Here is a 24,834-nt window from a genome sequence, read left to right on the forward strand (position 1 = left end):
AGGGCACGTCAGTCTGCTTGGGGCAGTCCCATGCCGCGCTCCATCGCTTGAACGAAGGCCTGTCGTCGCTCCGCGGAGGCGGGCCAGCCGGTGGCGTTCGGCACCGTCATCGAGTGATAGAGGAGGTCGGCCTGCTTGCCCGGCCACCGGTCGGCCAACTCCGACAGGCGGGTGTGCCCAATGGTGCGGGCGACATCTTCACCGAGAATGCGGGCTGCCGCCACTGAGTCGTCCATGTCCTCTTGCAGGAGAACACGTTGACCTTGGTCGCTGTCGAAGAGGTGGGCGGCCACTGCCGGTGACTTCGCGTACCAGTAGAGAGCCGTCGCGATGTCCGAAGCGTCTTTGTACTCGCCGTAGGCGCTGCGGTCGAGCCACGCCACCAGTTTCAGTGCCGCGTAGCCGGCGACCGTGGGGATCCGGATAGTGGTGCCGCCGGGAAGAGGGAGCGCAAGAGAGGCGTCGAAGACCTCTGTGAAGCCCCACACGCTCATCGGCTCCCGCCGGGTGGCAGGTATGACCGTCCCCGGTGGTTGCTCCACAGGGCCGAAAGGCATGAGATCAGCCGGGACCCCCGCCACGCTGTAGCGAATCCCGGTGTTCCCGGCTGTCGGGAGCTCTTCCGTCAGCTCGTCGTAGGCTTCCCAGTTCGCGATTGCCAGCCCGAGATCGACATCGACTGTGGTGCGTAGCTCGAACTCGTGTCCCAGAGCCCGCTGCAAGATGTCGCGGCAGTTCGCCCCGACGAGAAGCAGGTCGTCGGGGCGTAGCTGTGTCGATCTCACCAAGAGCTCGGTCACCACCGTGTCGGCCAGGTACAGGAGGCTCGGCTCACATGCCGTCAGGTCTAGCACAACGGGCCCTCCATGCCTTTGCCGCTTCACGGAGGCGGGCGTCCCCGGTGCTGAGGAGATCGGCGTAGACGAGGGGCCAAGGGGCGTTGCTCGTCAACGGTGGGCGCTCCTCGGTATGGGGCGGCGTCCAGAACTTATGGCGGACGAAGATGTTCGGCGTACGGTCGGGGCTGGAGCTCCACCGATTCGCGATGGCCATCCGGCGATTCAGATCCAATGTGTCGATGTAGATCGTGAGAGTCGCCGGGCGCGCAACAATGGTGCCCTCGGCGGATTCCCCGCTGAGGTAGACCGACTGTTCGAGAGGCGGTTGGCGAAGGGGTGCGGAGATGTCGCCGTGATATCGAGCGATGTCGAGGCGCCTGCTCAGGCCGGTGGGATACGCAGCGGCCCAGTAATCAAGGAGGTCGTCCCCGCGTATCAGCCGGCCGGTTGTCGGCGTGAGGAACCCCGCCCGTTCCAGCTGAGCCAGCGCATCATGTGCTTGTCCTATGGAGACACCCGAGGCGTCGGCGATGGCGCGGACCGTTGCGGCTCTCAGCTCAGGCCACGTCAGAAGGGCCAGGATGACTTGGGAACGGCGAGGACTGAATATGTTCGCCGGCTGGTGCGGCGTCGTGCCCGCATCATGATCCGCCAAGTCCCGGGCATTCGTCTCCGTGCGACCTCGGACATCGACGAGCACGTCGCCAAAGGTGATGAAGGCATTTCCCAAGCGGTCGATGAACTGAATGCCGGCGTCACGAAAGGCGGTGGCGCTTCGTCGGCTGATGCGATCGCTGATGAGGAGTAGGGGGAACGGCAGAGCAGAGCGGACGTGGTGGAGCAGACTTGACAAAGTCATCGAATGCTTCGCTACAACTGCATATTGTGCATCGGTGACCCCACGTGACAGGGTGGCGACCGCATCGATGCCGGCATCCGGTGGGATGGTCTCGTCTCCGGGACTCCATGCCCTCGTCCTGAGGGTGATGCCCAGCTCGCGGAGGCGCTCCTCTGCCGTCCCTATGAGGTTTTCCGTGGCGTTCGCGCTGCTCACCTGCTTCGGCTCGGGAAGGTGTTCGGTTCTCCTATCCGTTCAGCATAACTGAACAACGACGATGACTGAACATCCTGCTTTTCAGGCCCAGACCCCGGCGACCGCAGCTGCCACGTGTTCTGCCTGGGCCGCACCCGCCCTCAGGACCGGACCTCGGCGGCGGGCGTCCAGGATGTTGCCGCCGATCGCGGCTCGCGTGGCGTCGTCCGGGGCGATGAGCAGACTGCGGTCAATGCCGAGCCCGGCGATCTCCGAGGCCGGCGATGCGCGGAACATGCCGCCGCTCGGTGCCAGGACCACCACCGCGTCCGCGCCGGCGGCGAGGTCGGCGTGGGTGACCGAGTGGACGCCGCCGTCCATGTACCAGCTTTCTTCGATGCGTACCGGCGGGAAGACGCCCGGGAGGGCGCAGCTGGCCGCCACCGCTGCCGGGAGGGGGACGGCCGAGGTCGCGTCCCAGGCTGCCGGGTCTCCGGTGGTGGTGTCGACGGCCGTGATGATCAGGCGGGGGACGGTCGGCCAGTCATGGGCGGGGAGTTGCCCGGCGAAGCGGGCTACGTGGGGGCCGTCGTCGCCGACCGGGGCCTGGCGGGCCAGCGTGCCGAGGCGGGCTCGCAGGTCGCGGGGGCTCAGCGTGGTGTCGTTGAGGAGCATGAAGCCCTGGGCGACGAGCATCGGGTCGATGCGGGCGGTGAACTCGATCTCGATGCGGGCGGCGGCGTCGGCCGCGTCGTCGATGTCGACGCCGGTGGCGAGGAGGGCTCCGACGTACGCGCCGGCCGAGGTGCCCACGATCAGGTCCGCCTTGGCGAGGTCGGTGCCGTGCCGGCGCAGGCCCGAGAGGAGGCCGAGTTCCCAGGCGATGCCCGTGATGCCGCCGCCGCCCAGGACGAGGGCTCTCATGCGCGCAGCAGGTGGTCGCCGGCGAGCACGTTCTCGGCCTCGCGGGTGACACCGCCGGGGGAGTGGGCCGCTTCGTACACCGTGAGGGTGCGGGCGGCGATCTCCGGCCAGGCGAAGTCCTCACGGACGCGGCGGCGACCCCGGCGGGCGAGCGTACGGGCGTACTCGCGGTCGGTGAGCACCGTGGCGACCGAGGCCGCCAGCGACTCCGGGTCCTGCGGGGTGAAGGTCACGCCGGTGACGCCGTGGTCGATGATCTCCGCGAGGCCGCCCGTGGCCGACACCGCGACCGGGGTGCCCGCCGCGGCCGCCTCCAGCGCCACCATGCCGAACGGCTCGTAGATGCTCGGCACCACGTAGCAGTCCGACGCGCCCATCAGCGCGGTCAGGTGGTGGCCGCCCAGGAAACCCGCGAACGTCACCCCGGGCGGGGCCATGGCCTCCAGGTCCGCACGGTACGGGCCGTCGCCGGCGATCACCACGCGCAGCCCGGGGCTGACCGCCTGCAGCGCGGGCACGGCGGCCAGGAGGTACTGGACGCCCTTCTCGTACACGAGCCGGCCGGCGAACGACACCAGCGGCGCGTCCCCGGCGAAGCGGCGGCGGGCGGCGGCGATCGCGCGGGGGCGGGCGTACCAGCGCAGCACGTCCACGCCGTTGTGCACGACGTCGGTCCGCCCGGCCGGCACGCCGAACTGGCGGATCACCTCGGCGCGCATGTACCCGGAGCAGACGATGACCCGGGCGGCCTCGGTGGCCAGCCAGCGTTCGACGTCGTCGATGGTGCGGTTGTGCGGGTGCGGCAGCCAGCCCTGGTGCCGCCCGGCCTCGGTGGCGTGGATGGTGGCGACCAGCGGCACGTCGAGGTGCTCGCGCAGGGTCACCGCGGCGTGCGCGACCAGCCAGTCGTGGGCGTGCACGACGTCGTACCGGGCGGTGCGGGCGGCGCGCAGGGCGGCCCGGGTCAGGGTGTGGTTGAACGCGGTCGCCCAGCCGGCCATGTCGCCGTTCTGGACCGGGTACGCGGGCGGGTCGTCGGGGGCGCGGACGATGTGCACACCCTCGGCGTACTCCTCGCGCAGCGCACCGGGGGAGTGCCGGGTGACCACGGTGACCTCGTGCCCGGCCGCCACCAGCGAGGTGGCCAGCGCGTGCACGTGCCGCCCCAGCCCGCCCACCAGCAGCGGCGGGTATTCCCAGCTCAGCATCAGGATGCGGCTCATGACGCGTACCCCCGTGCCCGCAGGACCTCGGCGACCGAGCGGGCGCTGAACGGGCTGCCCGTCGCCCGGTGCGGCGCGTCCCCGTCGGCCGTCTCGCTCAACGATCCCACTCCCCATTCGCGCACGTGCGCCTCCAGGCCGGTCAGCAGTCCCTCGGTGGGCAGGCCCGTGGCGGCGCAGGCGTCCGCGTACGGGCCGATCAGCCAGGGCCAGACCGTGCCCTGGTGGTAGGCGATGTCCCGCTCGTCCCGGCCGCCGCGGTGCACGCCCTGATAGCCGTACTCGCTGGGGGCGAGGGTGCGCAGCCCGAGCGGGGTGAGCAGGGCGCTGCCGGCGGCCCTGACGGCGGCGCGGTCGCGGTCGGCGTCGTCCGGCCCGGCGAGCGGCGCGTGCGGCAGCGACCAGGCGAAGAGCTGGTTCGGGCGCAGCGACGGATCGTCGTTGAAGGCGCCGGCGCCCAGCGGGTACGTCGTCGGGGGCCCGTCGACCACGTCGTAGAGCCAGCCGTCCGGTGCCCGGAACCGCGCGGCGAACGACGCCCGTGCCCTGGCGTGCCGGGCCCGCAGATCGGCGGCGTCCCTGCCGGCCTCCTCGAGCAGGCCGGCGAGCGCGGCCAGGGCGTTCACCCACAGCGCGTTGATCTCCACGGGCTTGCCCACCCGCGGGGTGACCGGCCCGTCACCGGTGTACGCGTTCATCCAGCTGCCCGCGTGCGCGTCGAGCCGGACCAGCTCGTCGGCGGGGTCGACGGAGAGCGCGCCCTTGCCGCCGAGGTGGCCGCGCAGCAGCCGGCTGAGCTGGCTGACCAGGGAGGCGGCGAGGTCGCTGTCGCCGGTACGCCGTACGTGCCGGTCGACGGCGTGCACAAGCCACAGCGGCGCGTCCAGGGAGCCGTGCGGGCCCCACGCCCCGCCCGCCTCCCGGGCCGCCCGGGTCGCCGAGCGGGTACGAGTCAGCAGCAGCTCCCGGCCCTCCTCGGCCCGCCCGGTCTCGAGGAACAGCCCCTCGTACGCGGTCATCGTGTCGCCGAGGTAGCTGCCGAACCACGGGTAGCCGGCGACCACGTCGGGGCCCTCGGCGTCGTGGACGACGAACCGGTCGGCGGCCAGCACCAGCGTGCCCGTCTGCTCGTCGGCCTTCGCGGCGGTGACCAGCGCGTGCGCGCGCTCGCGGGCGGCGGCGATCACCGCGCGGGCGGCGGGCGGCCGGTCGTCGAGCGTGCCGGCCCACGCGCTGATCTCCATGGTCGCGCCGGGCTCGAGCCGGTCGACGAACGTGCCGGCCAGCCACAGGTCCTCGGTGGCGGGCAGCCCGCGTGCCGCCTCCTCCCGCTGGTACGCCCCCAGGTGCCAGCCGCCGCCGGGCTGCCACCCCGGGCCGCTGAGCCGGTACGCGTCCTCCACCACGGCCCCGTCGGCGACGTGCTCGACCCGGGGCTCGCCGTCGGTCGCGTACCGCTGGGTGTGCGCGTCGCGCCAGGTGCACATGGCGGCCACGGCGAGCCCGACCGGTCCCGGCGCGGACAGCAGGCGGTGCGTCACGGCGAGCGCGGGCCGCCCGTACGCCAGGGCCAGCTCGCGTTCGACGACGATGTCACCGACCCGCCAGCGCCACCGGGGCAGGCCGTCGACCAGGGCGAACGTCTCGAGGTGCCGGTGGCCTTCCGGCGCGATCGCCCCGGACTGCCACTCGTGGGTGTACAGCGGCACGTGCGCGCCGGAGGGCAGCGTGAGGGTCAGGTCCAGCGCGGCCAGCGCGACGCGGCGTACGGCCGTGGCGGGATCGGCGACCGCGAGCAGCGCGTGGTAGCGCCGCGTCCGCAGGCCGGCCACCGTGCCGGTCGCGTATCCGCCGAGCCCGTCGGTGACGAGCCATTCGTGCTGGGCGCCGCCGTCGGGCGACAGAGAACCGCAGGTCTGCGGGCCGAAGACGATCGGCAGCGTCATGGCCGGGCGTCCCGGGGGCGTGCGGCGCGACGTGCGCGCTGGGGGCCCGCAGGGGTGGGCGGTAACGGCTCTGTCAGCGGCACGGTGCCCTCTATGCTCAGATTGGAATCCGTCAAACCACCCGGACCGGTGATCGTTCGCACAGGCTCGACCAGAAGTATCTGCGGGTAACCGGACAGTCGCGCAGACGTTATCAGCGGGATCGGTGAGAATTGCCGCTGACGCGGCGATGAGGATTGAACCTTTCCGGGGATGGGCACACGTGCCCCGCCCGCGGCGAGGACCCTCGCGACCGCGGGCACCGACGGTCGAGGGTGGGAGCAGCACATGCAGGTGTGGCCGGGTCACCGGTATCCACTGGGCGCGACGTACGACGGCACGGGCACCAACTTCGCGATCTTCTCGGAGGTCGCCGAGGCGGTCGAGCTGTGCCTGTTCGACGCGTCCGGCAACGAGCGCAAGGTCCAGTTGCACGAGCAGGACGCCTTCGTGTGGCACGCCTATCTGCCGGGGGTCGAGCCGGGACAGCGGTACGGCTACCGCGTGTACGGCCCGTACGACCCGGCCCGGGGCCTGCGTTGCAACCCGCACAAGCTGCTGCTGGACCCGTACGCCCGCGCGGTGGACTCGGACATCGACTGGCACCCCAGCCTGTACGCGTACGACTTCGACAACCCCGACCGGATGTCCGACCTCGACTCGGCGCCGCACATGGCGAAGGGCGTGGTCGTCAACCCGTACTTCGACTGGGGCAACGACCGGCGGCCGGACATCCCGTACCACCACTCGGTCATCTACGAGACGCACGTCAAGGGCCTCACCGAGCGCCACCCCGAGGTGCCCAAGGACATGCGCGGCACGTACGCGGCGATCGGGCACCCGGCCGTGATCGAGCACCTGGCGAAGCTGGGCGTCACCGCGGTCGAGCTGATGCCGGTGCACCAGTTCGTGCACGACAACCGCCTGTCCGACCTGGGGCTGCGCAACTACTGGGGCTACAACACGCTCGGGTTCTTCGCGCCGTACCACGGCTACTCCGCGATGGGCTCGCTCGGCCAGCAGACCCAGGAGTTCCGGGGCATGGTCAAGGCGCTGCACGCGGCCGGCATGGAGGTCATCCTCGACGTCGTCTACAACCACACGGCGGAGGGCAACCACCTCGGGCCGACGATGAGCCTCAAGGGCATCGACAACCGGACGTACTACCGGCTCGTCGACGACCAGCCCAACTTCTACATGGACTACACGGGCACCGGCAACAGCCTCAACGTGCGCAGCCCGCAGAGCCTGCAGCTGATCATGGATTCGCTGCGGTACTGGGTGACCGAGATGCACGTGGACGGCTTCCGCTTCGACCTCGCGTCCACGCTGGCCCGCGAGTTCTACGACGTCGACCGCCTCTCCACCTTCTTCGAGGTGGTGCAGCAGGACCCGGTGGTCGGCCAGGTCAAGCTCATCGCCGAGCCGTGGGACGTCGGACCCGGCGGGTACCAGGTCGGCAACTTCCCGCCGAACTGGACCGAGTGGAACGGCAAGTACCGCGACACCGTTCGCGACTTCTGGCGCGGCGAGCCGGCGACGCTGGCCGAGTTCGCCAGCCGGATCACCGGGTCGGCCGACCTGTACCAGGACGACGGCCGCAAGCCGTTCCACTCCATCAACTTCGTGACCGCGCACGACGGCTTCACGCTCAACGACCTGGTCTCGTACAACGACAAGCACAACGAGGCCAACGGCGAGGAGAACCGCGACGGCGAGGGCCACAACCGGTCCTGGAACTGCGGCGTGGAGGGCCCGACCGAGGACAGGGCGGTGCTCGCGCTGCGGGCCAAGCAGCGGCGCAACTTCCTGGCCACGCTGATGCTCAGCCAGGGCGTGCCGATGATCTCGCACGGCGACGAGCTGGGCCGCACCCAGCAGGGCAACAACAACGCGTACTGCCAGGACAACGAGCTCAGCTGGATCGACTGGGAGAACGCCGACGAGCCGCTGATGGAGTTCACCCGCAAGCTGGTCGCCTTCCGGCACCGGCACCAGGTGTTCCAGCGCCGCCGGTTCTTCACCGGCCTGCCGGTGACCGCCCGCGGCGGCGGCGACCCGCTGCCCGACCTCGAGTGGTTCACCCCGGACGGACGCCAGATGGCCGGCGACGACTGGGGCAACGACTTCGGCCGCGCGGTCGCGCTGTTCGTCAACGGCGAGGGCATCCGCGAGCGCGGCCAGTACGGCCAGCGCCACGTCGACAGCTCGTTCCTGCTGTTCTTCAATGCGCACGATGCGCCGATCGAATTCGCCACGCCACCGACTGAATACGGAGAGAAGTGGGAAGTGGTCATCGAGACGGCGGAGCCGTCGCCCGATCGATCACCCGTGGTGGAGGCCGGCAACACGATCCTGGTGCCGGACCGCTCGCTCATCGTGTTGGACAGGAAGGTTTGATGCACCCTTCTGGTACGTACCGCGTCCAGATCCGTCCCGAGTTCGGCTTCAAGGACACGGCCGATCTTGCCGACTACCTGGCCGACCTGGGGGTCAGCCATCTCTATACCGCGCCGATCCTGACCGCCGCGCCCGGCTCCGAGCACGGCTACGACGTGGTCGACCACACCAAGGTCAACCCCGCCCTCGGTGGCGAGGAGGGCCGCGTGGCGCTCAAGGCCGCGCTCGACGCGGCGGGCCTGGGGCTGGTGGTCGACATCGTGCCCAACCACGCGGGCGTGGCCGTCGCGGCCGCCAACCCGACGTGGTGGGACGTGCTGAAGAACGGCCAGGACTCCCCGTACGCGACGTTCTACGACATCGACTGGTCGCGTGGCCGGCTGCTGATCCCGGTGCTGGCCGACGAGCCGGACGCCCTGGACCAGCTGCGGGTCGAGGACGGCGAGCTGCACTACTTCGACAAGCGCTTCCCGATCGCGGACGGGACCGGTGAGGGCACGCCGCGGGAGGTGCACGACCGGCAGCACTACGAGCTGGTCAACTGGACCCGCGGCGACACCGAGCTGAACTACCGGCGCTTCTTCGCCATCGTGGACCTCGCCGGGCTGCGCGTCGAGGACCCCGAGGTCTTCGAGGCCACCCACCGCGAGATCCTGCGCTGGTACGCCGAGGGCGCCGTGCAGGGCCTGCGCGTCGACCACCCGGACGGCCTGCGCGACCCGGGCGGCTACCTGCAGCGGCTGCGCGAGGCGGCGCCCGACGCGTGGCTGGTGATCGAGAAGATCCTCGAGCCGGGGGAGGAGATGCCGGACTGGCCGGTCGCCGGCACCACCGGCTACGACGCCATGGCGGAGGTGTGCGGCGTCTTCGTCGACGTGACCACCGAGGCGTTCTTCGACACCCTCGACCGGCACCTGACCGGCGGCGAGACCAGCTGGCACGACCTCGTCCACCAGACCAAGTACCACCTCGCCACGACCCAGCTCGCCGCCGAGAACGCCCGCATGTGCCGGCTGGTCCCGGAGATCGAGAGGGCCGGCGAGGCGCTCGCGGAGCTGGCGGCCTGCTTCCCGGTCTACCGCTCGTACCTGCCGTTCGGCGCCCGGCACCTGGCCCGGGCCCGCTCCGAGGCGGGCCGCCGGCGGCCCGGGCTGATCCCGGCGCTGGACCGGGTCACCGCGCGGCTGCGCAACCCCGCCGACGAGCTGGCCCTGCGTTTCCAGCAGTACACCGGCGCGGTGATGGCCAAGGGCGTCGAGGACACGGCGTTCTACCGCTACACGCGCTTCACCGCCCGCAACGAGGTGGGCAACGACCCGTCGAAGTTCGGGGTGAACCTCGACGAGTTCCACGACACCGCGCAGGAACGCCAGCGCCGGTGGCCCGTGGGCATGACCTCGCTGTCCACCCACGACACCAAGCGCAGCGAGGACGTACGGGCCCGGCTCGCGGTCCTGTCCGAGCTGCCCGGCGACTGGACCGAGGTGGTCCGCCGCTGGGTGCGCGTCGCGCCGCTGCCCGACCCGGCCATGGCCCACCTGATCTGGCAGGCCGCCGTCGGCGCCTGGCCGCTCGACCGCGAGCGGCTGCACGCGTACGCGTTGAAGTCGGCCCGGGAGAGCGGCGTCGGCACCTCCTGGACCCGCCCGGACGAGAAGTTCGAGGCGGCGCTGCGGCAGATGATCGACCGGATCTACGACGACCCGGCGCTGCACGGCGAGGTCGCCGCGTTCGCCGAGTCCATCACGGCGCCCGGCTGGTCCAACTCGCTCGGGCAGAAGCTGGTGCAGCTGACCATGCCCGGCGTGCCCGACGTCTACCAGGGCACCGAGCTGTGGGACTACTCGCTGGTCGACCCGGACAACCGGCGGCCGGTCGACTTCGCCGCCCGCCGCGAGATGCTGGCCCGCCTCGACGACGGCTGGCAGCCGCCCGTCGACGCCGGCGGCGCCGCCAAGCTCCTGGTGACCAGCCGGACGCTGCGCCTGCGCCGGCAGCGCCCCGAGCTGTTCACCCGCTACCGCCCGGTGTACGCCGAGGGCCGGGTCAGCGAGCACGTGGTCGCCTTCGACCGCGGCGGCGTGGTGGCGGTCGCCACCCGGCTGCCGGTCGGATTGTCACGCCACGGCGGCTGGGACGACACCACCCTGACACTCGACGGCCACACGTGGACGGAAGTCTTCACGAACACCAGCTACGGCGGGAACCGCCTCTCCGTGGCGGAGCTGCTTCGCACGTACCCCGTCGCCCTGCTGGTGAAAGAGTGAGCATGAGTCTCTTCGAGGTGTGGGTCCCCGAGAAGACCGTCAAACTGCGCATCGACGGGGCCGACCGCGACATGGAACGCGGCGACGACGGCTGGTGGCGGCTCGACGTGCCCGGCGCCGGCCACGGCACCGACTACGCGTACGTGCTGCCGGACCACGACACCCCGCTGCCCGACCCGCGGTCCCGGTGGCAGCCCGGGGGCGTGCACGGCCCCAGCCGCGTCTACGACCACTCGGCCTTCGCGTGGTCGGACGGCTCCTGGACCGGCCGGCAGCTGCCCGGCTCGGTCCTGTACGAGCTGCACGTCGGCACGTTCACGGCGGAGGGCACGTTCGACGCCGCCATCGAGCGGCTGGACCACCTCGTCGAGCTCGGCGTCGACCTGGTCGAGCTGCTGCCGGTCAACTCCTTCAACGGCGAGTACAACTGGGGCTACGACGGCGTCTGCTGGTACGCGCCGCACGAGGCGTACGGCGGCCCGGACGGGCTGAAGCGCTTCGTCGACGCGGCCCACGCCAAGGGGCTCGGCGTCGTGCTGGACGTCGTCTACAACCACTTCGGGCCCAGCGGGGCGTACGCGCCGATGTTCGCGCCGTATTTGAGCGCGGCCGGTGCCAACCCGTGGGGCGCCTCGGTCAACCTGGACGGCCCGCTCTCCGACGAGGTCCGCCGCTACATCATCGACAGCGTGCTGTCCTGGCTGCGCGACTACCACGTCGACGGCCTGCGCCTGGACGCCGTGCACGCACTGGTCGACCACAACGCGGTGCATCTGCTCGAGCAGATGGCCGCCGAGGTCGAGAGCCTGTCGACGCATCTGGGCCGGCCGCTGTCGCTGATCGCCGAGTCCGACCTGAACGACCCCACGCTGATCACCCCGCGCGAGGCCGGCGGGTACGGCCTGCAGGCGCAGTGGGACGACGACGTGCACCACGCCCTGCACGCGCTGCTGACCGGCGAACGGCAGGGCTACTACGGCGACTTCGGCTCGCTGGAGTGCCTGGAGACGGTGCTGACCGGTGCGTTCTTCCACGCGAACACGTGGTCGAGCTTCCGCCGGCGCCACCACGGCCGCCCGGTGGACCGCGCCCGGGTCCCGGGGCACCGCTTCGTCGCGTACCTGCAGAACCATGACCAGATCGGCAACCGCGCGGTCGGCGACCGGCTCTCGGCGACGCTGTCGCCGGGCCTGCTGCGGGTCGGGGCGACGCTGCTGCTGACCTCGCCGTTCACGCCCATGCTGTTCATGGGCGAGGAATGGGCGGCGAGCAACCCGTGGCAGTTCTTCACCAGCCACCCGGAGCCGGAACTGGCCCAGGCGGTGCAGAACGGGCGCCGGCGCGAGTTCGCCGAGCACGGCTGGGCCGAGGCGGAGGTGCCGGACCCGCAGGACCCGGCGACGTTCGAGCGCTCCAAGCTGGACTGGGCGGAACGGGACAAGCCGGGCCACGCGGACATCCTCGACCTGCACAAACGGCTGATCGCGCTGCGCCGCGAGCACGCCGACCTGTCCGACCCGCGCCTGGACCGGGTCGAGGTCTGGCACGGCGACCAGTACGTGGTCATGCGCCGCGGCCGCTGCATCGTGGCGGCCAACCTGGCCGGCATCCCGCAGACGGTCAGCCTGCGCTCGGTGCCGAGCAGGGTGCTGCTCGCCACCGAGCAGGGCGTGGTGCTGCAGCGCGACCGGATCGAGCTGCCGGCCGAGACCGCCGCGGTGGTCTTCGCGCGGTAAGTCAGCGATGCGCGCCGGTGCGCGCCACCGCGGCCGGGTTCCGGTCCGCGGGGCGCGCACCGCGCCATTTCTGCCCCAGCCGGTACGCCACCGCCCGGGAGGCGTGGATGAAGCCGGTGGGGTGCAGGTCGCGCGGCGCGTTGCGGACCGGGTCGAATGCCAGCCCGGCATCGGTGCGGGCGGCCAGCTGCTGCCCGAACCGGACCCGGCCGAAGAGCCGGACCGCCCCGTCGCCGTCGGCCGCGCCGAGCAGCAGCTGCGCGCCGTCGCCGGCCGCCGCGGCGACGACCGATTCGAGCGTGCGGCCCAGAGCCGCGCCGTCGAGGTCCGGCTGGACGCTCAGGTACAGCTTGCGTCCGGTGCCCGTGCGGTACGCCACGATCGTGCCGTACATGGTGTCGAAGCTGCGCCGCAGCGTCGGCACGTGCCGCAGTCGCCGCCCCCGCCCGGCCGTCGAGAACAGCAGGTCGCACCGGCGACCGGCGACCGGCCCGTGCACCCGCAGCGCGACGCCCAGCACGTCCGGGTAGCCCGGCGGCGTCCCCGCGCCCTTGGAGATCCGCAGCGTCACCGGGTGGCGCCCCGGACGGTCGAGCAGCGCGGCGCCCGTCGGCGATCCCAGGCCCCAGACCTCGAGCTCGCCGGTGAACGACCGGCCGTCCGGATGCAGGAAACGGCGGGTCCGCGAGTGCGCGATCCGAACCCCGACGGCGACCGCGCCGGCCGCCACCACTGCACCCGCGATCCTCATGGGCGCCGGGGTACCCGAACTTGTCGCAGCCATGCGCCACCATGGTCACCATGTGGGGGCGGAAAAAGCGCAGCAAGCGCACCAGGTGGTACGACGGCTGCGATTGCGACATCTGCGATGTCTGCGATCTCCCGTTCTGCGACTTCGGCCTGATCAGTTCGATGCTGCTGCTGATCGCCCGGTCCGGGCGCCCGGAGGCGGCGCCGGGCTCGCCGTCCGCGCGGGTCGTGAGCGCCGCCATCCGCGGCTACCGCCGGGTGTCGCCGCGGCTGCCCACCCGCTGCCGCTACACGCCCACCTGCAGCGCGTACGGTCTGGAGGCGGTCCGGCGGTACGGCACGCGGCGAGGGCTGCGGCTGACCGCCGGACGGCTGAGCCGGTGCCGGCCGGGTGTCGCGTACGGGACTGCCGACCCCGTTCCGTGACCTTCCTCCGGCACGATGGTCGCTCCGGAATGGGGACGGGAGTTCTGTGTCGACGATGGACGACGCGCGTGCCGGTGACGGCGGCGGCGAAGCGGTGGGCGGGGACGCCGCGGGGGAACAGGCCGCGACGGTCCGCAAGGTCGTCGTGCGCCGGCCGCCGCGGCAGCGAAGCGTTCCGCGGCGCTCGATGGGCGCCCGGGAACGGCGCGGCGAACGGGCGCTGACCCGGCTGCGGCGCACCTTCGCGCGCCGCGACGAGGTCCTCCGGACGTGGGGCGCCTCGCTCGCGCCGTGGCGGCTCGGGGCGGTCGGCGTGGTGATCGCCCTGGTGATCGCGTTCGCCTGGATCCGGCTCTTCCACGTGGGGCCGCCGTCGGTCGAGGACCTGCGGCGGGCGTCCGGCGTCGACGAGTGGCGCACCCTGCCCATCGGCGTCAAGGACGACCAGCCGGGCATCGCCTACCGCGACCCGGTCACCGGCATCTGGAGCGGGTTCGACATCGACATCGCGTACATGATCGCCGAGGACCTGGGCTTCCGCCGGCAGGAGGTGCAGTTCTTCGGCATCGAGAGCGAGGACCGGGCCCGGATGGAGGCCACCCAGCTCGACGGCGAGCCCGCGCCGGTGAAGCTGGTGATCGCCAGCTACAGCATCACCGAGAAGCGCGAGAAGATGCCCAACGTCATGTTCACCGACTCGTACCTGCACACCGAGCAGTCCGTGATCACGCTGAAGGGCCACGCCAAGGTCGCCAGCCTCGAGGAGTTCAAGGGCAAGAAGGTGTGCACGCTCTCCGCCTCGACGAGCGCGGACACCGCATCGTCCTCGGGCGCCGAGTTGGTCCGCCGCAACCGCGTCTCGGACTGCTTCAAGCTGCTCGACGGCAACCAGGTCGACGCGGTCAGCACCGACGCCGCCATCCTCGGCGGCTACAAGGCCCGCAACCCGGACCGGTACGACCACTGGGACCTCGGCGACGACAAGACCGAGGCGTGGGGCGTCAGCGTCGGCGACAACGCGGCCCTGCGGGACCTGGTGAACCTGACGTTGTACCGCTCGTACGCCGACCCGGAGGACGCGCGCTGGGAGCAGGCGTACCAGGACAACATCGCGCCCGAGGCGGCGGCCAACCCGGGCGTCCCGCTCGCCCGGCCGCAGCAGCCCGTCACCCCGAGGCCGGAGATCCGGGAGCTGCCGTGGGAGAACCTCGCCCCATGACCGCCGTGCAGGTCGTCAACCGCCGGCCACGGGTGCGGCGGACGCAGCTGAACTGGCTGTTCACCGCGCTGCCGGCGTTCCCGCTGGTGCTGCTCGTGCTGCGGCTCTGGTACCTGAGCCGCCAGGACCTGCCCACGATGCTGCTGCTGGTGCAGTACATCAGCCCGCTGGGCATGATCAGCGCGCTGGTCATCACGCTGATCTGGACCGTGCCGGCGGTGGTGCTGGTGCTGCGTACGCTCGGTGGCATCCTGCTCGTCAGCTCCGCCGACCCGGACGAGGCGGCGCGGCGCTCGCTGCTGGCGCTGACCGCGCTGCGGATGCCCGACTGGGTGGTGCTGCTGGCCATCGGCCTGGCCGGCTTCACGTGGCAGATGCGGATGCTGCCCACCCTGCTGATGCTGGTCGTGGCGATCCTCGGGCTGACCGCCGTGCAGCGGTACCCGGGCGAGCGCCGGATGCTCACCTTCACGACGCTCGTGGTGCCCGCCGTGATCGGCCTGCTCGTGCTGCTGTGGGTCTGGCCCGGCATCCGCGCGGCACTCTCCGTGGGCGAGACGGGCACGGCGGTGCTGCTGGGTGTGCCCCCGCTGCTCGGCTGGCTGCTCACCGGGCCGGTGCCCGCGCGCGCCGCCCGCCTGGCCACGCACTGGCCGGCCGTCGGCGCCGCGCTGGTCGCCCCGTTCGTCATCGGCGTGGTGTTCCTGCGGGCGCCGGTGCTGCCGAACAGCGCCGTCGAGATCCGGGACGGCAACGCGCCGGTCCAGGTTGTCCGGGGACAGCTGATCACCGTCGACGACACCGCCACCACGATGCTGCAGCGCGGCGGCGAGGTGGTGTTCATCCCCAACGCGCAGGTGCTCTCCAAGACGCTGTGCCCCGAGCCCGTACGCCCCCAGCAGAGCCGGATCACCGTACGCGGATGGCCCGTCGACCAGTCGGCGCTGGGGTGGGCCGCGCCGACCCGGCCGGTGACCGGCGTCGACCCGCGCTGCCTCGGCCGGCCGCTGAAGCCCCGCTGACGGTGGCGTTTTCGCAGTTGGTGAGCACTTGTGGCGGCGCGCCGCCGACCACGTGCAGACAGGCTGGACCCGACCTGGCAGGCTGCACGCCATGACCTTGCACCTGCGGTGGGCGGCCGTCACCGATAGAGGCCACGTGCGAAGCAGCAATCAGGACTGCTACTACGCCGGTGACCGGTTGCTGGTCGTGGCCGACGGCATGGGCGGAATGGCCGCCGGTGACGTGGCGAGCCGCATCGCCGTCGAGGCCATGGCGTCGCTCGACGTGCCGATCGACAACGACCACCAGATGGACGCCCTGCACAAGGCGCTCGAGGTCGCCAACGGGCGGATCGCCGAGACCGTCGCCGGCGACGCGGCCCTGCAGGGCATGGGCACCACGCTCACCGCCGTGATCTTCTCCGGCGACCGGGCCGCGCTCGCCCACGTCGGCGACAGCCGGGCGTACCTGCTGCGCGACGGCCGGCTCAACCAGCTGACCAAGGACGACACGTACGTCCAGATGCTGGTCGACCAGGGGCTGATCCGGCCCGAGGAGGCGGGCAGCCACCCGCGGCGGGCGGTGGTGACCCAGGCGCTGCAGGGCGAGCCGGTCAGCCCGTCGTACGTGATCGTGGAGCCCGAGCCCGGCGACCGCTGGCTGCTGTGCAGCGACGGCCTGACCACCGTCGTGCCGGCCGAGCGCATCGAGGCCGAGCTGCTGGCCTGCGACGGCCCGCAGACCTGCGCCGAGCGCCTCGTCGACCTCGCGCTGCAGGGTGGCGGCCCGGACAACGTCACGGTGATCGTCGCCGATCTCGCGCTCGGGGACTGACCCCGGCCTCGAGCCGCACCGCGCACCCTTATCGCAGGTGGCCGGGGCTGCGGTACCTTACTGCGATCGTGCGTCGGCGGGCCGGCCGCGATCGGCTCGAACAACGGTGCGCAGCAGGTGGTGATGACGACGGGACGGCTGTCCGTGCGGTTGGCCGTGGCGCTGGCGTTCGTCGCCGCCGTCACGGCCGTCGGCGCGTACGCGGTGCCCCCCGGCCCGGCCCAGCGGCTCTACGGCGACGCCGCCCAGTTGGCGGCCGGGGCGCTGGCCGCGTACGCCTGCCTCACCGCCGCCCGCGACCGGGCCGGGCCGCGGGCGCGCTGGCGGCTGCTGCTCGGCGTGGGCCTGGCGACGTGGGCGCTCGCCCGGCTGTGGTGGACGATCCGGGACGTGTTCCGGCCGGACTGGGCCGCGACCGCCACGATCGCCGACATCGGCCTGCTGACGCTGCCGCTGTTCACCCTCGCCGCGCTGCTGGCCGGTTCGATGGCGCTGCCGCGCCCGGCCCAGTCGTCGCTGCGCCGCGACCGCGTCGTGCTGCTCATCGACAGCGTGCTCATCGGCGGTTCGCTGCTCGCGCTCGTCTGGTCGGCGGTGCCCGGGCGGCTCTTCGACCAGGCCGGGCAGAACCCGTGGGTCGTGGGCGTGGCGGCGGCGTACCCGGTGGTGGACCTCGTGATCATCGTCGCGGGGCTGCTGCTGCTGTCCACCCGGCCGTCGTCGCGCGCCGGGCGGGTGCCGCTGCGCCTCATGGTGCTCGCCATGGCGGCGCTGGGCTGGTCGGACACGGTGCGGCTGCTGCACCTCGGCGCCGGCGGGCTGACCCCGATCGAGTCCGCCGGATACCTGGCCGGGCCCGCGCTGCTGGCGATGGCCGCGTGGAGCAACACCGGGCTGGGCGAGACGGCCGCGCCGGACCGGGCCGACGCGGAGTGGCTGCACCTGCTGCTGCCGTACGTGCCCGTGGTGGCCACCGGCATCGTGATCGCCGTGCGCACCGGCACCGGCGGGCAGCTCACCTCGTACGAGGCGTACCTGGGCTGGCTGGGCCTGGGGCTGGTCGTGGCCCGGCAGATGTTCACCATCGTGGACAACACCGTGCTGCTCGCGCGGGTGTCCGAGGGGCGCCAGCGGCTGCACCACCAGGCGTACCACGATCCGCTGACCGGCCTGGCCAACCGGGCGCTGTTCCGCGAGCGGCTGGTGCTGGCACTGGACGCGTACCGGTTCAAGGGGGTGCCGGTCGCCCTGCTCTTCGCCGACCTCGACGACTTCAAGCTCATCAACGACGGCTTCGGCCACGCCATGGGCGACCGGCTGCTGCGCGGCGTCGCGGAGCGCCTGCTCGCCTGCGTCGGGCCCGAGGACGTGGTGGCGCGGCTGGGCGGCGACGAGTTCGCGGTGCTGCTCCAGCGCCGCGGGCCGGAGGCGGAGGAGGCCGGGCGGCGGATCCTGGTGGCGCTGCGGGAGCCGTACGAGCTCGACGGGCACTCGGTCGGTGCGAGCGCGAGCCTCGGCCTGGTGCTGCCCGAGCCGGGCGACGACGAGCTGTCGGCGGACGTCCTGCTGCGCCGGGCGGACGCGGCCATGTACGTGAGCAAGCGCCGCGGCAAGAACGACCTCGCCCGCTACTCCGGGGCGGCGGACGGCGGTCCCAACGCCGACCTGCCGCACCTGCTGGCCCGGGCGCTGTCCGGCGCTCCCGCCGAGCACGGCTTCGAGGTGCACTACCAGCCCATCGTGCGGCTCGCCGACGGCGCGGTGGTGGCCGTGGAGGCGCTCGCCCGGTGGACCGACCCGGTGGCGGGACCGGTCGACCCCGACGTGTTCGTGACCGTCGCCGAACGCACCGGGCTGGTCGCCGGCATCGACGACTTCGTGCTGGACCGGGCGTGCGCGGACGCGGCGGCGCTGGCCGACGCGTACGGGCGCCCGATCGACGTGCACGTCAACGTCTCCGCCGCCCGCCTCGGCCGGCACGGGTTGCAGGAGTCGGTGCTGCAGGCGCTGGAGCGGCACGCCGTACGCCCGTCCCGCCTGGTCGTCGAGATCACCGAGACACTGCGCATCCCGGACCTGCCGCGTGCCGTGGAGGTGCTGGAACACCTGCGCCGCCGGGGCGTACGCGTCGCCCTGGACGACTTCGGCAGCGGCTGGAACGCGCTGGCCCAGCTGCACTCGCTGCCGGTGGACATCGTCAAGCTCGACTCCTCGCTGACCGATGTGGACGTCGCGGAGCGCGCCGGCACCCTGTGCCGCTCGGTGCTGCGGATCTGCGCCGACCTCGGGATCGCGGTGATCGCCGAGGGGATCGAGACGCCGGCCCGGTCCGCCGCCCTGGCCGGGCTGGGGTGCCGGCTCGGGCAGGGGTACCTGTTCGGGCAGCCGGGACCGGCGCGGGGGCTCGGCATCCCGGCTCAGCCGGGCCCGGCAACGACCGCACACCTAGCCTCCTAGGACGCTCCAGGCCTGGTGAGCGGGGCCGCATGGGGAGCGGTGAGCCGGCCCGCCTCGGGCACGGTAGGCCGCCGGCCGGATAGGGCCGGCACGCCGCGGGGACCCGGCGGTTCAGCCGGAGCGGCGGTTCGTCCGCTTCGTCGGCTCGGCGATCAGCGGGTCCTCGGGCCACGGGTGGCGCGGGTAGCGGCCCCGCATCTCCGCGCGTACCTGCGGATAGACGTTGATCCAGAAGGACGCCAGGTCGCTCGTCACCGCCAGCGGCCGCCCGGCCGGCGACAGCAGGTGCAGCACCACCGGCACCCGCCCGTCCGCCAGCTTCGGCGTGTCCTGCCAGCCGAACGTCTCCTGCAGCTTCACCGCGAGGACCGGCGCGGCCGGGTCGGTGTAGTCGACGCGGATCCGGGAGCCGCTCGGCACCGGCAGCCGCTCGGGCGCCACCTCGTCGAGCCGGCCCGCGACCTGCCACGGCAGCACCTCGCGCAGGGCGGAGGCCACGTCGATGCGGGCGAGGTCGGCGCGGCGGCGGGCGCTGCCCAGGTGCGGCCAGTCCGCCGCGGCCAGCGCCTCGTCCGACACGTCCGGCCACGGGTCGCCGAGCGCCGCGTGCGCGAACGCCAGCCGGTGCCGTACCTCCGTCGCGGTCCGGGTCCAGGTGAGCAGGCCGAGCCCCTCGCGGCGCAGGCCCTCGCGCAGCGCCACCCGGACCAGGGCCGGGTCGGGGTCGTCGAGGCGCCGCTCGGCGAGCACGATCGCGCCGAGCCGCTCCACCCGGCGGGCCACCACGTCGCCGTCGATCCAGCCGATCTCCGTCGCGGTACCGGCCAGCGTCGCCGCGGCCTCGCGGGCGGTCGCCTCGTCCAGCGGGGCGGCGCTGCGGATGCGCGCGGACCGTGCGCCCGGTGCCCGGTCCGCGTCCGCGACGGCCAGCCAGGTCGTCCCCGCCAGAGCGCTGCCGCCGGTCAGCTCCGCCTCGGTCCCGCCCGTCATCAGGTACGCCGGGGAGCCGGGCCGCCGTGCCTTCGCGACCCTCTCCGGGTACGCGAGGCCCACGACCAGCCCGGCCGCGAGGTCGTCGGTGATCGGCCGGTCGGAGGGCTCCGGCCGCGCGCGGTCCAGCACGGCCTGCAGCCGGCGTACCTCGGTTCGCCAGGCGCCGTCGCCCGAGCGGGCCCGGCGCCACGCCGCGATCAGGTCGTCGGCGAGCCGGTCGGAGTCCAGCAGGGCGACGATCTCCGCGGCGCGGCGCCCACCGACGAGCGGGGCGCCGTCGAGCAGCGCGCGGGCCAGCCGTGGGTGCAGCCCGGCGTCGGCGAGCAGGCGCCCCCGGGGTGTGACCCGGCCGTCGGTGCCGATCGCGCCCAGGGCGCGCAGGGTGCTCGTGGCCGCCTGCAGCGCGCCCGCGGGGGGCGCGTCGGGCAGGGCCAGGCCGCTGCCGTCGGGATGCCCCCACAGCGCCAGGTCCAGGGCGAACGACGTCAGGTCGGCGGCGGAGACCTCCGGCTCCGGCTGGGCCGGGAGCCGGTCGTGCTGCGCCTGGGACCAGCAGCGGTACACGCGCCCGGGCGCCTCCCGGCCGGCCCGGCCGGCGCGCTGCACGGCCGCCGCCCGGGAGACCGGCACGGTCACGAGGGCGCCCAGGCCGCGGTTGTGGTCCATCCGCGGGACCCGGCTGAGCCCCGCGTCGACGACCGCGCGGACGCCGGGGACGGTGAGGCTGCTCTCGGCGACCGCGGTGGCGAGCACGATCCGGCGCGCTGGGCCCGGCCGCAGCGCGGCGTCCTGCTCGGATCCGCTCAGCCGGCCGTGCAGCGTGACGACGTCCACGCCGGTGCCGCCCAGGCGCCCGGCGACCGTCGAGATCTCGCGGGCGCCCGGCAGGAAGACCAGGACGTCGCCGTCGCCGTCGGCCAGGGCCCGCCGGGTCGTGGCGGCGACGTGGTCGAGCAGCCGCGGGTCGACGCGCAGCCCGTGCGGCGCAGCGACGGGCTGCGGCGGCGGGCACCAGTGCACCTCGACCGGGTGCAGGGCGGCGGACGCCGCGACCACGGGGGCGTCGCCGAGCACCTCGGACAACCGCTGCGCCTCGGCCGTCGCGGAGGTCGCGAGCACGTGCAGGTCGGGGCGCAGGGCGGCGCGTACCTCGACGAGGAAGGCGAGGGCGAGGTCGGAGTCGAGGTGCCGTTCGTGGCACTCGTCGAGGATCACCGTGGCCGTGCCGGCGAGCTCCGGGTCGCGTTGCAGGCGGCGGACGAGGACGCCGGTGGTGACCACCTCGACGCGGGTGTCACGGGAGACCTTGCGGTCGCCCCGGACGGTGTAGCCGATCCGGGCGCCGACCTGTTCCCCGAGCAGCGCGGCCATGCGGCGGGCGGCGGCCCGGGCGGCGACCCGGCGGGGCTCGGCCACGATCACGCGGCCGCCGCCCGGATCGGCCAGCGTCAGCGGCACCACGGTGGTCTTGCCGGTGCCCGGCGGCGCCACCAGGACCGCCGCGCCGCGGTCGGCCAGCGCGGCGGTCACGTCGGGGACGGCCGTACGGACGGGGAGGTCCGGCAGCGCGTCGGCGGGGATCAGCACCGGACAAGTCTGGCGTACGGGCACCGGCTGCTGTGATTGACTGTCCGCGGGAGATCCAGGGGGTGGTCGATGGGCGGCGTCGAGGCGTTCAACTCCCTGCCCGCGGGCGAGCTGTCCGCCGTGTGCGCGGCTCCGGCCTGGGTCACCACGATGGCCGCGGGCCGCCCGTACCCGTCCCGGCAGGCGATCGTGGCGGCGGCGGACGCCGCGCTGCGCGGCCTGAGCTGGCCCGACGTGCTGGTGGCGCTGTCCGCGCACCCGCGCATCGGCGAGCGCGCCGCGGGCGACTCGAAGGAGGCCGCCTGGTCGCGCCGGGAGCAGTCCACGGCGGCCGATGCGGACCAGGCGACGGCGAGCGCGCTGGTCGAGGCCAACCGGGCGTACGAGGAGAAGTTCGGGCACGTGTTCCTGATCTTCGCGAGCGGGCGGAGCCGGGCGGAGATCCTCGCGGCGGCCCGGGAGCGGCTCGGCAACGACGAGGCGGCCGAGCGGCCCGTCGTCGCGGACCAGTTGCGCCGGATCGCGCTGCTGCGGCTGGAGAGGCTGCTCGATGAGCTCGGGTGAGCGGTTCGCGGCGCAGACGCAGGCGCGCATCTCCACGCACATCCTGGACACGGTCTCCGGCGAGCCCGCCCGCGACGTGTACGTGCGCCTCGAGCGCCGTGACTCCGACGGGTGGCGGCTGCTCGCGGAGGGGCGTACGGATGACGACGGCCGGCTGAAGCACCGCCTGCCGGTGCACGACTGGCAGGCCGGCGGCTACCGATTGGTGTTCTATGTGGAGCCGTACCTGGGCGGCGAGGCGTTCTTCCCGGAGATCACGGTCGCGTTCCAGGTGCACGATCCGGACCGGAACTACCACGTGCCGCTGCTGCTGAGCCGGTACGGCTACACCACCTACCGCGGGAGCTGACGCGTGGCGATCGTGCTGGGACCCAACCGTTACGGCAAGGCGGAGACCCGGCTCGTGCAGGTGACCCGGGACGGCGACACGCACGGGCTGACCGAGTTCACGGTGAGCACCGCCCTGTCGGGGGACCTGACGGCGACCCACCTGACCGGCGACAACGCGGGGGTCCTGCCGACCGACACGATGAAGAACACGGTGTACGCGTTCGCGAAACAGCACGGCGCCGGGCAGCCCGAGGCGTTCGCGCTGCTGCTGGCCCGGCACTTCGTCGGCACCCAGCCGCAGGTGGTCCGCGCCCGCGTGGCGATCGAGGCCACCGGCTGGGAGCGGCTGGGCCCGCACTCCTTCCGGCGCAGGGGCGACTTCACCCGCCTGTGCGCGGTCACCGTGGAGGAGGGCTTCACGCAGGTGGTGTCCGGCCTGAAGGATCTGGTGGTGCTGAACTCGACGGCGTCGGAGTTCCACGGGTTCCGCCGCGACCGCTACACGACGCTGGCCGAGACCACCGACCGCATCCTCGCCACCGAGGTCGACGCGCGCTGGCGGCACCTCGGCGACGCCGCGGACTGGGGGGAGTCGTTCGAGAAGGCCAAGGACGCGCTGGTGAACGCGTTCGTCAACACGTACAGCTATTCGTTGCAGCAGACGCTGTTCTCGATGGGCAGCCGGGTGCTGGAGAGCCGCCCGGAGATCGCGGAGATCCGGCTGACGCTGCCCAACAAGCACCACTACCTCGCCGACCTGTCGCCGTTCGACATGGCGAACCCGGGCGAGGTGTTCATCGCGGGGGACCGGCCGTACGGGCTGATCGAGGGCACGGTGACCCGCGACGACGCGCCGCCGGCCCGCGCGGAGTGGTACCTGTGATCGTCATCGAGAACGCGGCGGTGGCCACGGTGGACGCGGCCGGCACCGAGTACGCCGACGGGCACGTGGTCGTCGGCGACGACGGCCGGATCGTGACGGTCGGCCCGGGCCACGCGGGCCGTTCCCGCGGCTCGGTGCGCCGCGTCGACGGCACCGGCTGCCTGGTGACGCCGGGCCTGGTCAACACCCACCACCACCTGTACCAGTGGGCGACCCGCGGCCTGGCGCAGGACGAGACGCTGTTCGGCTGGCTCACCACGCTGTACCCGATCTGGGGCCGCATCGACGCCGAGACGGTCGGCGCGGCGGCGGGCGCGGGCCTGGGCTGGCTGGCGTTGTCCGGCTGCACGACCAGCATGGACCACCACTACGTGTTCCCCCGCGACGGCGGTGACGTGCTGGCCGCGGAGATCGAGGCGGCCCAGCGGATCGGCCTGCGCTTCCACCCCACGCGCGGCTCGATGGACCTGGGCGAGTCGCAGGGCGGGCTGCCGCCGGACCACGTGGTCGAGGAGACCGACGCCGCGCTGGCCGCCACCGAGGCGGCCGTCGACCGCTGGCACGACCCGTCGCCGGAGTCCCTGCTGCGCGTGGGCGTCGCGCCCTGCTCGCCGTTCTCCGTGACGTCGCGGCTGATGCGCGAGGCCGCCGACCTGGCCCGGCGCAAGGGCGTACGGCTGCACACCCACCTGGCGGAGACCGCCGACGAGGAGGACTTCTGCCGGGAGAAGTTCGGCTGCACCCCCGTCGAGTACGCGGAGAGCCTCGGCTGGCTCGGCGACGACGTGTGGCTGGCGCACGGCGTACACCTGGACGACGCGGCCGTGGCGCGGCTCGGCGCGACCGGCACCGGGGTGGCGCACTGTCCCAGCTCGAACGCCCGCCTGGGCGCCGGCCTGGCCCGCGTCCGGGACCTGCTGGACGCGGGCGTGCCGGTCGGGCTGGGCGTGGACGGCTCGGCGTCGCAGGAGGCCGCCCACCTGGGCGAGGAGCTGCGCCAGGCGCTGTACGTGGCCCGGCTGCGCGGCGGCCCGGCGGCGCTGACCGCGCGGGAGTCGCTGCGGATGGGCACGATGGGCGGGGCGCGCTGCCTCGGCCGTCAGGACGACATCGGCTCTCTGGAGCGGGGTAAGCTCGCGGACCTCGTGCTGTGGCGCCTCGACGGCCTCGGCCACGAGGGCATCGACGACAAGGTGGCCGCGCTGGTGTTCGGCCCGGCGGCGCCGGTGGAGCTGGCGCTGGTCGGCGGCCGTCCGGTGGTCGAGCGGGGCGAGCTGGTGCACGCGGACGCGGAGGCGCTGGCCCGGGGGGCCCGTCGTGCGGCCTCCCGCTTAAGAGAGATTTAAGGTTCGGACTCGGGAAAAACGTTATCGGGAAACGGT

At 73.1% G+C, this 24,834-nt stretch carries 19 protein-coding genes; 12 read left to right on the top strand and 7 right to left on the bottom strand.

Features of this window, described 5'->3' with window-relative positions; genetic code table 11:
* Positions 1 to 8: 8 nt before the first annotated feature.
* The 5 genes from COUCH_RS12560 to COUCH_RS12580 form a co-directional block, all read right to left on the bottom strand.
* Positions 9 to 854 (bottom strand): hypothetical protein, encoded by an 846-nt coding sequence (locus tag COUCH_RS12560; RefSeq protein WP_249612259.1) that lies wholly within the window; start codon positions 852 to 854, stop codon positions 9 to 11.
* A complete protein-coding gene (locus tag COUCH_RS12565; protein ID WP_249612260.1) occupies positions 832 to 1,893 on the bottom strand; it encodes a type IV toxin-antitoxin system AbiEi family antitoxin in 1,062 nt (353 codons plus the stop codon). Before COUCH_RS12565 ends, COUCH_RS12560 begins: the two co-directional genes overlap by 23 nt.
* An 81-nt stretch (positions 1,894 to 1,974) precedes the next feature.
* On the bottom strand, positions 1,975 to 2,796 hold the full coding sequence (locus COUCH_RS12570; protein WP_249612262.1) for a patatin-like phospholipase family protein: 822 nt from the start codon (positions 2,794 to 2,796) through the stop codon (positions 1,975 to 1,977).
* Complete coding sequence (locus COUCH_RS12575; RefSeq protein ID WP_249612263.1) at positions 2,793 to 4,019, bottom strand: glycosyltransferase family 4 protein; 1,227 nt, start codon at positions 4,017 to 4,019, stop codon at positions 2,793 to 2,795. The genes COUCH_RS12570 and COUCH_RS12575 overlap by 4 nt, the downstream gene beginning before the upstream one ends.
* A complete protein-coding gene (locus tag COUCH_RS12580) occupies positions 4,016 to 5,965 on the bottom strand; it encodes an amylo-alpha-1,6-glucosidase (RefSeq protein WP_249612264.1) in 1,950 nt (649 codons plus the stop codon). Before COUCH_RS12580 ends, COUCH_RS12575 begins: the two co-directional genes overlap by 4 nt.
* A 327-nt stretch (positions 5,966 to 6,292) precedes the next feature.
* Between COUCH_RS12580 and glgX the strand changes: the two genes are divergently transcribed.
* The 3 genes from glgX to treZ are packed head-to-tail and all read left to right on the top strand — an operon-like array spanning position 6,293 to position 12,407.
* Complete coding sequence (glgX, locus tag COUCH_RS12585) at positions 6,293 to 8,404, top strand: glycogen debranching protein GlgX (protein WP_249613678.1); 2,112 nt, start codon at positions 6,293 to 6,295, stop codon at positions 8,402 to 8,404.
* Positions 8,404 to 10,671 carry a malto-oligosyltrehalose synthase gene (treY, locus tag COUCH_RS12590; RefSeq protein WP_249612265.1) on the top strand — a complete coding sequence of 756 codons (2,268 nt, stop codon included), beginning with the start codon at positions 8,404 to 8,406 and terminating at the stop codon, positions 10,669 to 10,671. The genes glgX and treY overlap by 1 nt, the downstream gene beginning before the upstream one ends.
* Positions 10,672 to 10,673: 2 nt before the next feature.
* The gene (gene treZ, locus COUCH_RS12595; protein WP_249612266.1) at positions 10,674 to 12,407 is read left to right on the top strand and encodes a malto-oligosyltrehalose trehalohydrolase; all 1,734 of its coding nucleotides are present in this window, start codon (positions 10,674 to 10,676) and stop codon (positions 12,405 to 12,407) included.
* A 1-nt stretch (position 12,408) separates the two neighbouring features.
* Here the strand turns inward: treZ and COUCH_RS12600 are convergent, their stop codons facing one another.
* The gene (locus tag COUCH_RS12600) at positions 12,409 to 13,158 is read right to left on the bottom strand and encodes a hypothetical protein (protein ID WP_249612267.1); all 750 of its coding nucleotides are present in this window, start codon (positions 13,156 to 13,158) and stop codon (positions 12,409 to 12,411) included.
* A 50-nt stretch (positions 13,159 to 13,208) separates the two neighbouring features.
* On the opposite strand from COUCH_RS12600, the gene yidD reads away from it, so the two are divergent.
* From yidD to COUCH_RS12625, 5 genes are all read left to right on the top strand, one after another.
* The gene (gene yidD, locus COUCH_RS12605) at positions 13,209 to 13,583 is read left to right on the top strand and encodes a membrane protein insertion efficiency factor YidD (protein ID WP_249612268.1); all 375 of its coding nucleotides are present in this window, start codon (positions 13,209 to 13,211) and stop codon (positions 13,581 to 13,583) included.
* Between the two features lie 55 nt (positions 13,584 to 13,638).
* Complete coding sequence (locus COUCH_RS12610) at positions 13,639 to 14,802, top strand: transporter substrate-binding domain-containing protein (protein WP_249612269.1); 1,164 nt, start codon at positions 13,639 to 13,641, stop codon at positions 14,800 to 14,802.
* Positions 14,799 to 15,824, top strand: a complete 1,026-nt coding sequence (locus tag COUCH_RS12615) for a hypothetical protein (RefSeq protein WP_249612270.1) — start codon at positions 14,799 to 14,801, stop codon at positions 15,822 to 15,824. The genes COUCH_RS12610 and COUCH_RS12615 overlap by 4 nt, the downstream gene beginning before the upstream one ends.
* 136 nt (positions 15,825 to 15,960) lie before the next feature.
* Complete coding sequence (locus COUCH_RS12620; RefSeq protein ID WP_249612271.1) at positions 15,961 to 16,638, top strand: PP2C family protein-serine/threonine phosphatase; 678 nt, start codon at positions 15,961 to 15,963, stop codon at positions 16,636 to 16,638.
* 123 nt (positions 16,639 to 16,761) lie between these two features.
* A complete protein-coding gene (locus COUCH_RS12625) occupies positions 16,762 to 19,095 on the top strand; it encodes a putative bifunctional diguanylate cyclase/phosphodiesterase (RefSeq protein WP_249612272.1) in 2,334 nt (777 codons plus the stop codon).
* A 111-nt stretch (positions 19,096 to 19,206) separates the two neighbouring features.
* Here the strand turns inward: COUCH_RS12625 and hrpB are convergent, their stop codons facing one another.
* The gene (gene hrpB, locus COUCH_RS12630; protein WP_249613679.1) at positions 19,207 to 21,669 is read right to left on the bottom strand and encodes an ATP-dependent helicase HrpB; all 2,463 of its coding nucleotides are present in this window, start codon (positions 21,667 to 21,669) and stop codon (positions 19,207 to 19,209) included.
* A gap of 75 nt (positions 21,670 to 21,744) precedes the next feature.
* On the opposite strand from hrpB, the gene uraD reads away from it, so the two are divergent.
* The 4 genes from uraD to COUCH_RS12650 are packed head-to-tail and all read left to right on the top strand — an operon-like array spanning position 21,745 to position 24,798.
* Positions 21,745 to 22,239, top strand: coding sequence for a 2-oxo-4-hydroxy-4-carboxy-5-ureidoimidazoline decarboxylase (uraD, locus tag COUCH_RS12635; RefSeq protein WP_249612273.1), 495 nt, complete (start codon positions 21,745 to 21,747; stop codon positions 22,237 to 22,239).
* Complete coding sequence (uraH, locus tag COUCH_RS12640; RefSeq protein WP_249612274.1) at positions 22,226 to 22,588, top strand: hydroxyisourate hydrolase; 363 nt, start codon at positions 22,226 to 22,228, stop codon at positions 22,586 to 22,588. Before uraD ends, uraH begins: the two co-directional genes overlap by 14 nt.
* 3 nt (positions 22,589 to 22,591) lie before the next feature.
* The gene (pucL, locus tag COUCH_RS12645) at positions 22,592 to 23,452 is read left to right on the top strand and encodes a factor-independent urate hydroxylase (protein WP_249612275.1); all 861 of its coding nucleotides are present in this window, start codon (positions 22,592 to 22,594) and stop codon (positions 23,450 to 23,452) included.
* Entirely contained in the window at positions 23,449 to 24,798 is a 1,350-nt protein-coding gene (locus COUCH_RS12650; RefSeq protein WP_249612276.1) for an 8-oxoguanine deaminase, read from the top strand. Before pucL ends, COUCH_RS12650 begins: the two co-directional genes overlap by 4 nt.
* Positions 24,799 to 24,834 lie beyond the last annotated feature (36 nt).

The organism is Couchioplanes caeruleus (genome assembly GCF_023499255.1).
GTDB classification, from domain to species: domain Bacteria; phylum Actinomycetota; class Actinomycetes; order Mycobacteriales; family Micromonosporaceae; genus Actinoplanes; species Actinoplanes caeruleus_A.

Coding starts and splice junctions, on each gene's coding strand:
- COUCH_RS12570 (WP_249612262.1), bottom strand. CDS start 2,796: ATGAGAGCCCTCGTCCTGGGCGGCGGCGGCATCACGGGCATCGCCTGG.
- COUCH_RS12575 (WP_249612263.1), bottom strand. CDS start 4,019: ATGAGCCGCATCCTGATGCTGAGCTGGGAATACCCGCCGCTGCTGGTG.
- COUCH_RS12580 (WP_249612264.1), bottom strand. CDS start 5,965: ATGACGCTGCCGATCGTCTTCGGCCCGCAGACCTGCGGTTCTCTGTCG.
- glgX (WP_249613678.1), top strand. CDS start 6,293: ATGCAGGTGTGGCCGGGTCACCGGTATCCACTGGGCGCGACGTACGAC.
- treY (WP_249612265.1), top strand. CDS start 8,404: ATGCACCCTTCTGGTACGTACCGCGTCCAGATCCGTCCCGAGTTCGGC.
- treZ (WP_249612266.1), top strand. CDS start 10,674: ATGAGTCTCTTCGAGGTGTGGGTCCCCGAGAAGACCGTCAAACTGCGC.
- COUCH_RS12600 (WP_249612267.1), bottom strand. CDS start 13,158: ATGAGGATCGCGGGTGCAGTGGTGGCGGCCGGCGCGGTCGCCGTCGGG.
- yidD (WP_249612268.1), top strand. CDS start 13,209: ATGTGGGGGCGGAAAAAGCGCAGCAAGCGCACCAGGTGGTACGACGGC.
- COUCH_RS12610 (WP_249612269.1), top strand. CDS start 13,639: ATGGACGACGCGCGTGCCGGTGACGGCGGCGGCGAAGCGGTGGGCGGG.
- COUCH_RS12615 (WP_249612270.1), top strand. CDS start 14,799: ATGACCGCCGTGCAGGTCGTCAACCGCCGGCCACGGGTGCGGCGGACG.
- COUCH_RS12625 (WP_249612272.1), top strand. CDS start 16,762: ATGACGACGGGACGGCTGTCCGTGCGGTTGGCCGTGGCGCTGGCGTTC.
- uraD (WP_249612273.1), top strand. CDS start 21,745: ATGGGCGGCGTCGAGGCGTTCAACTCCCTGCCCGCGGGCGAGCTGTCC.
- uraH (WP_249612274.1), top strand. CDS start 22,226: ATGAGCTCGGGTGAGCGGTTCGCGGCGCAGACGCAGGCGCGCATCTCC.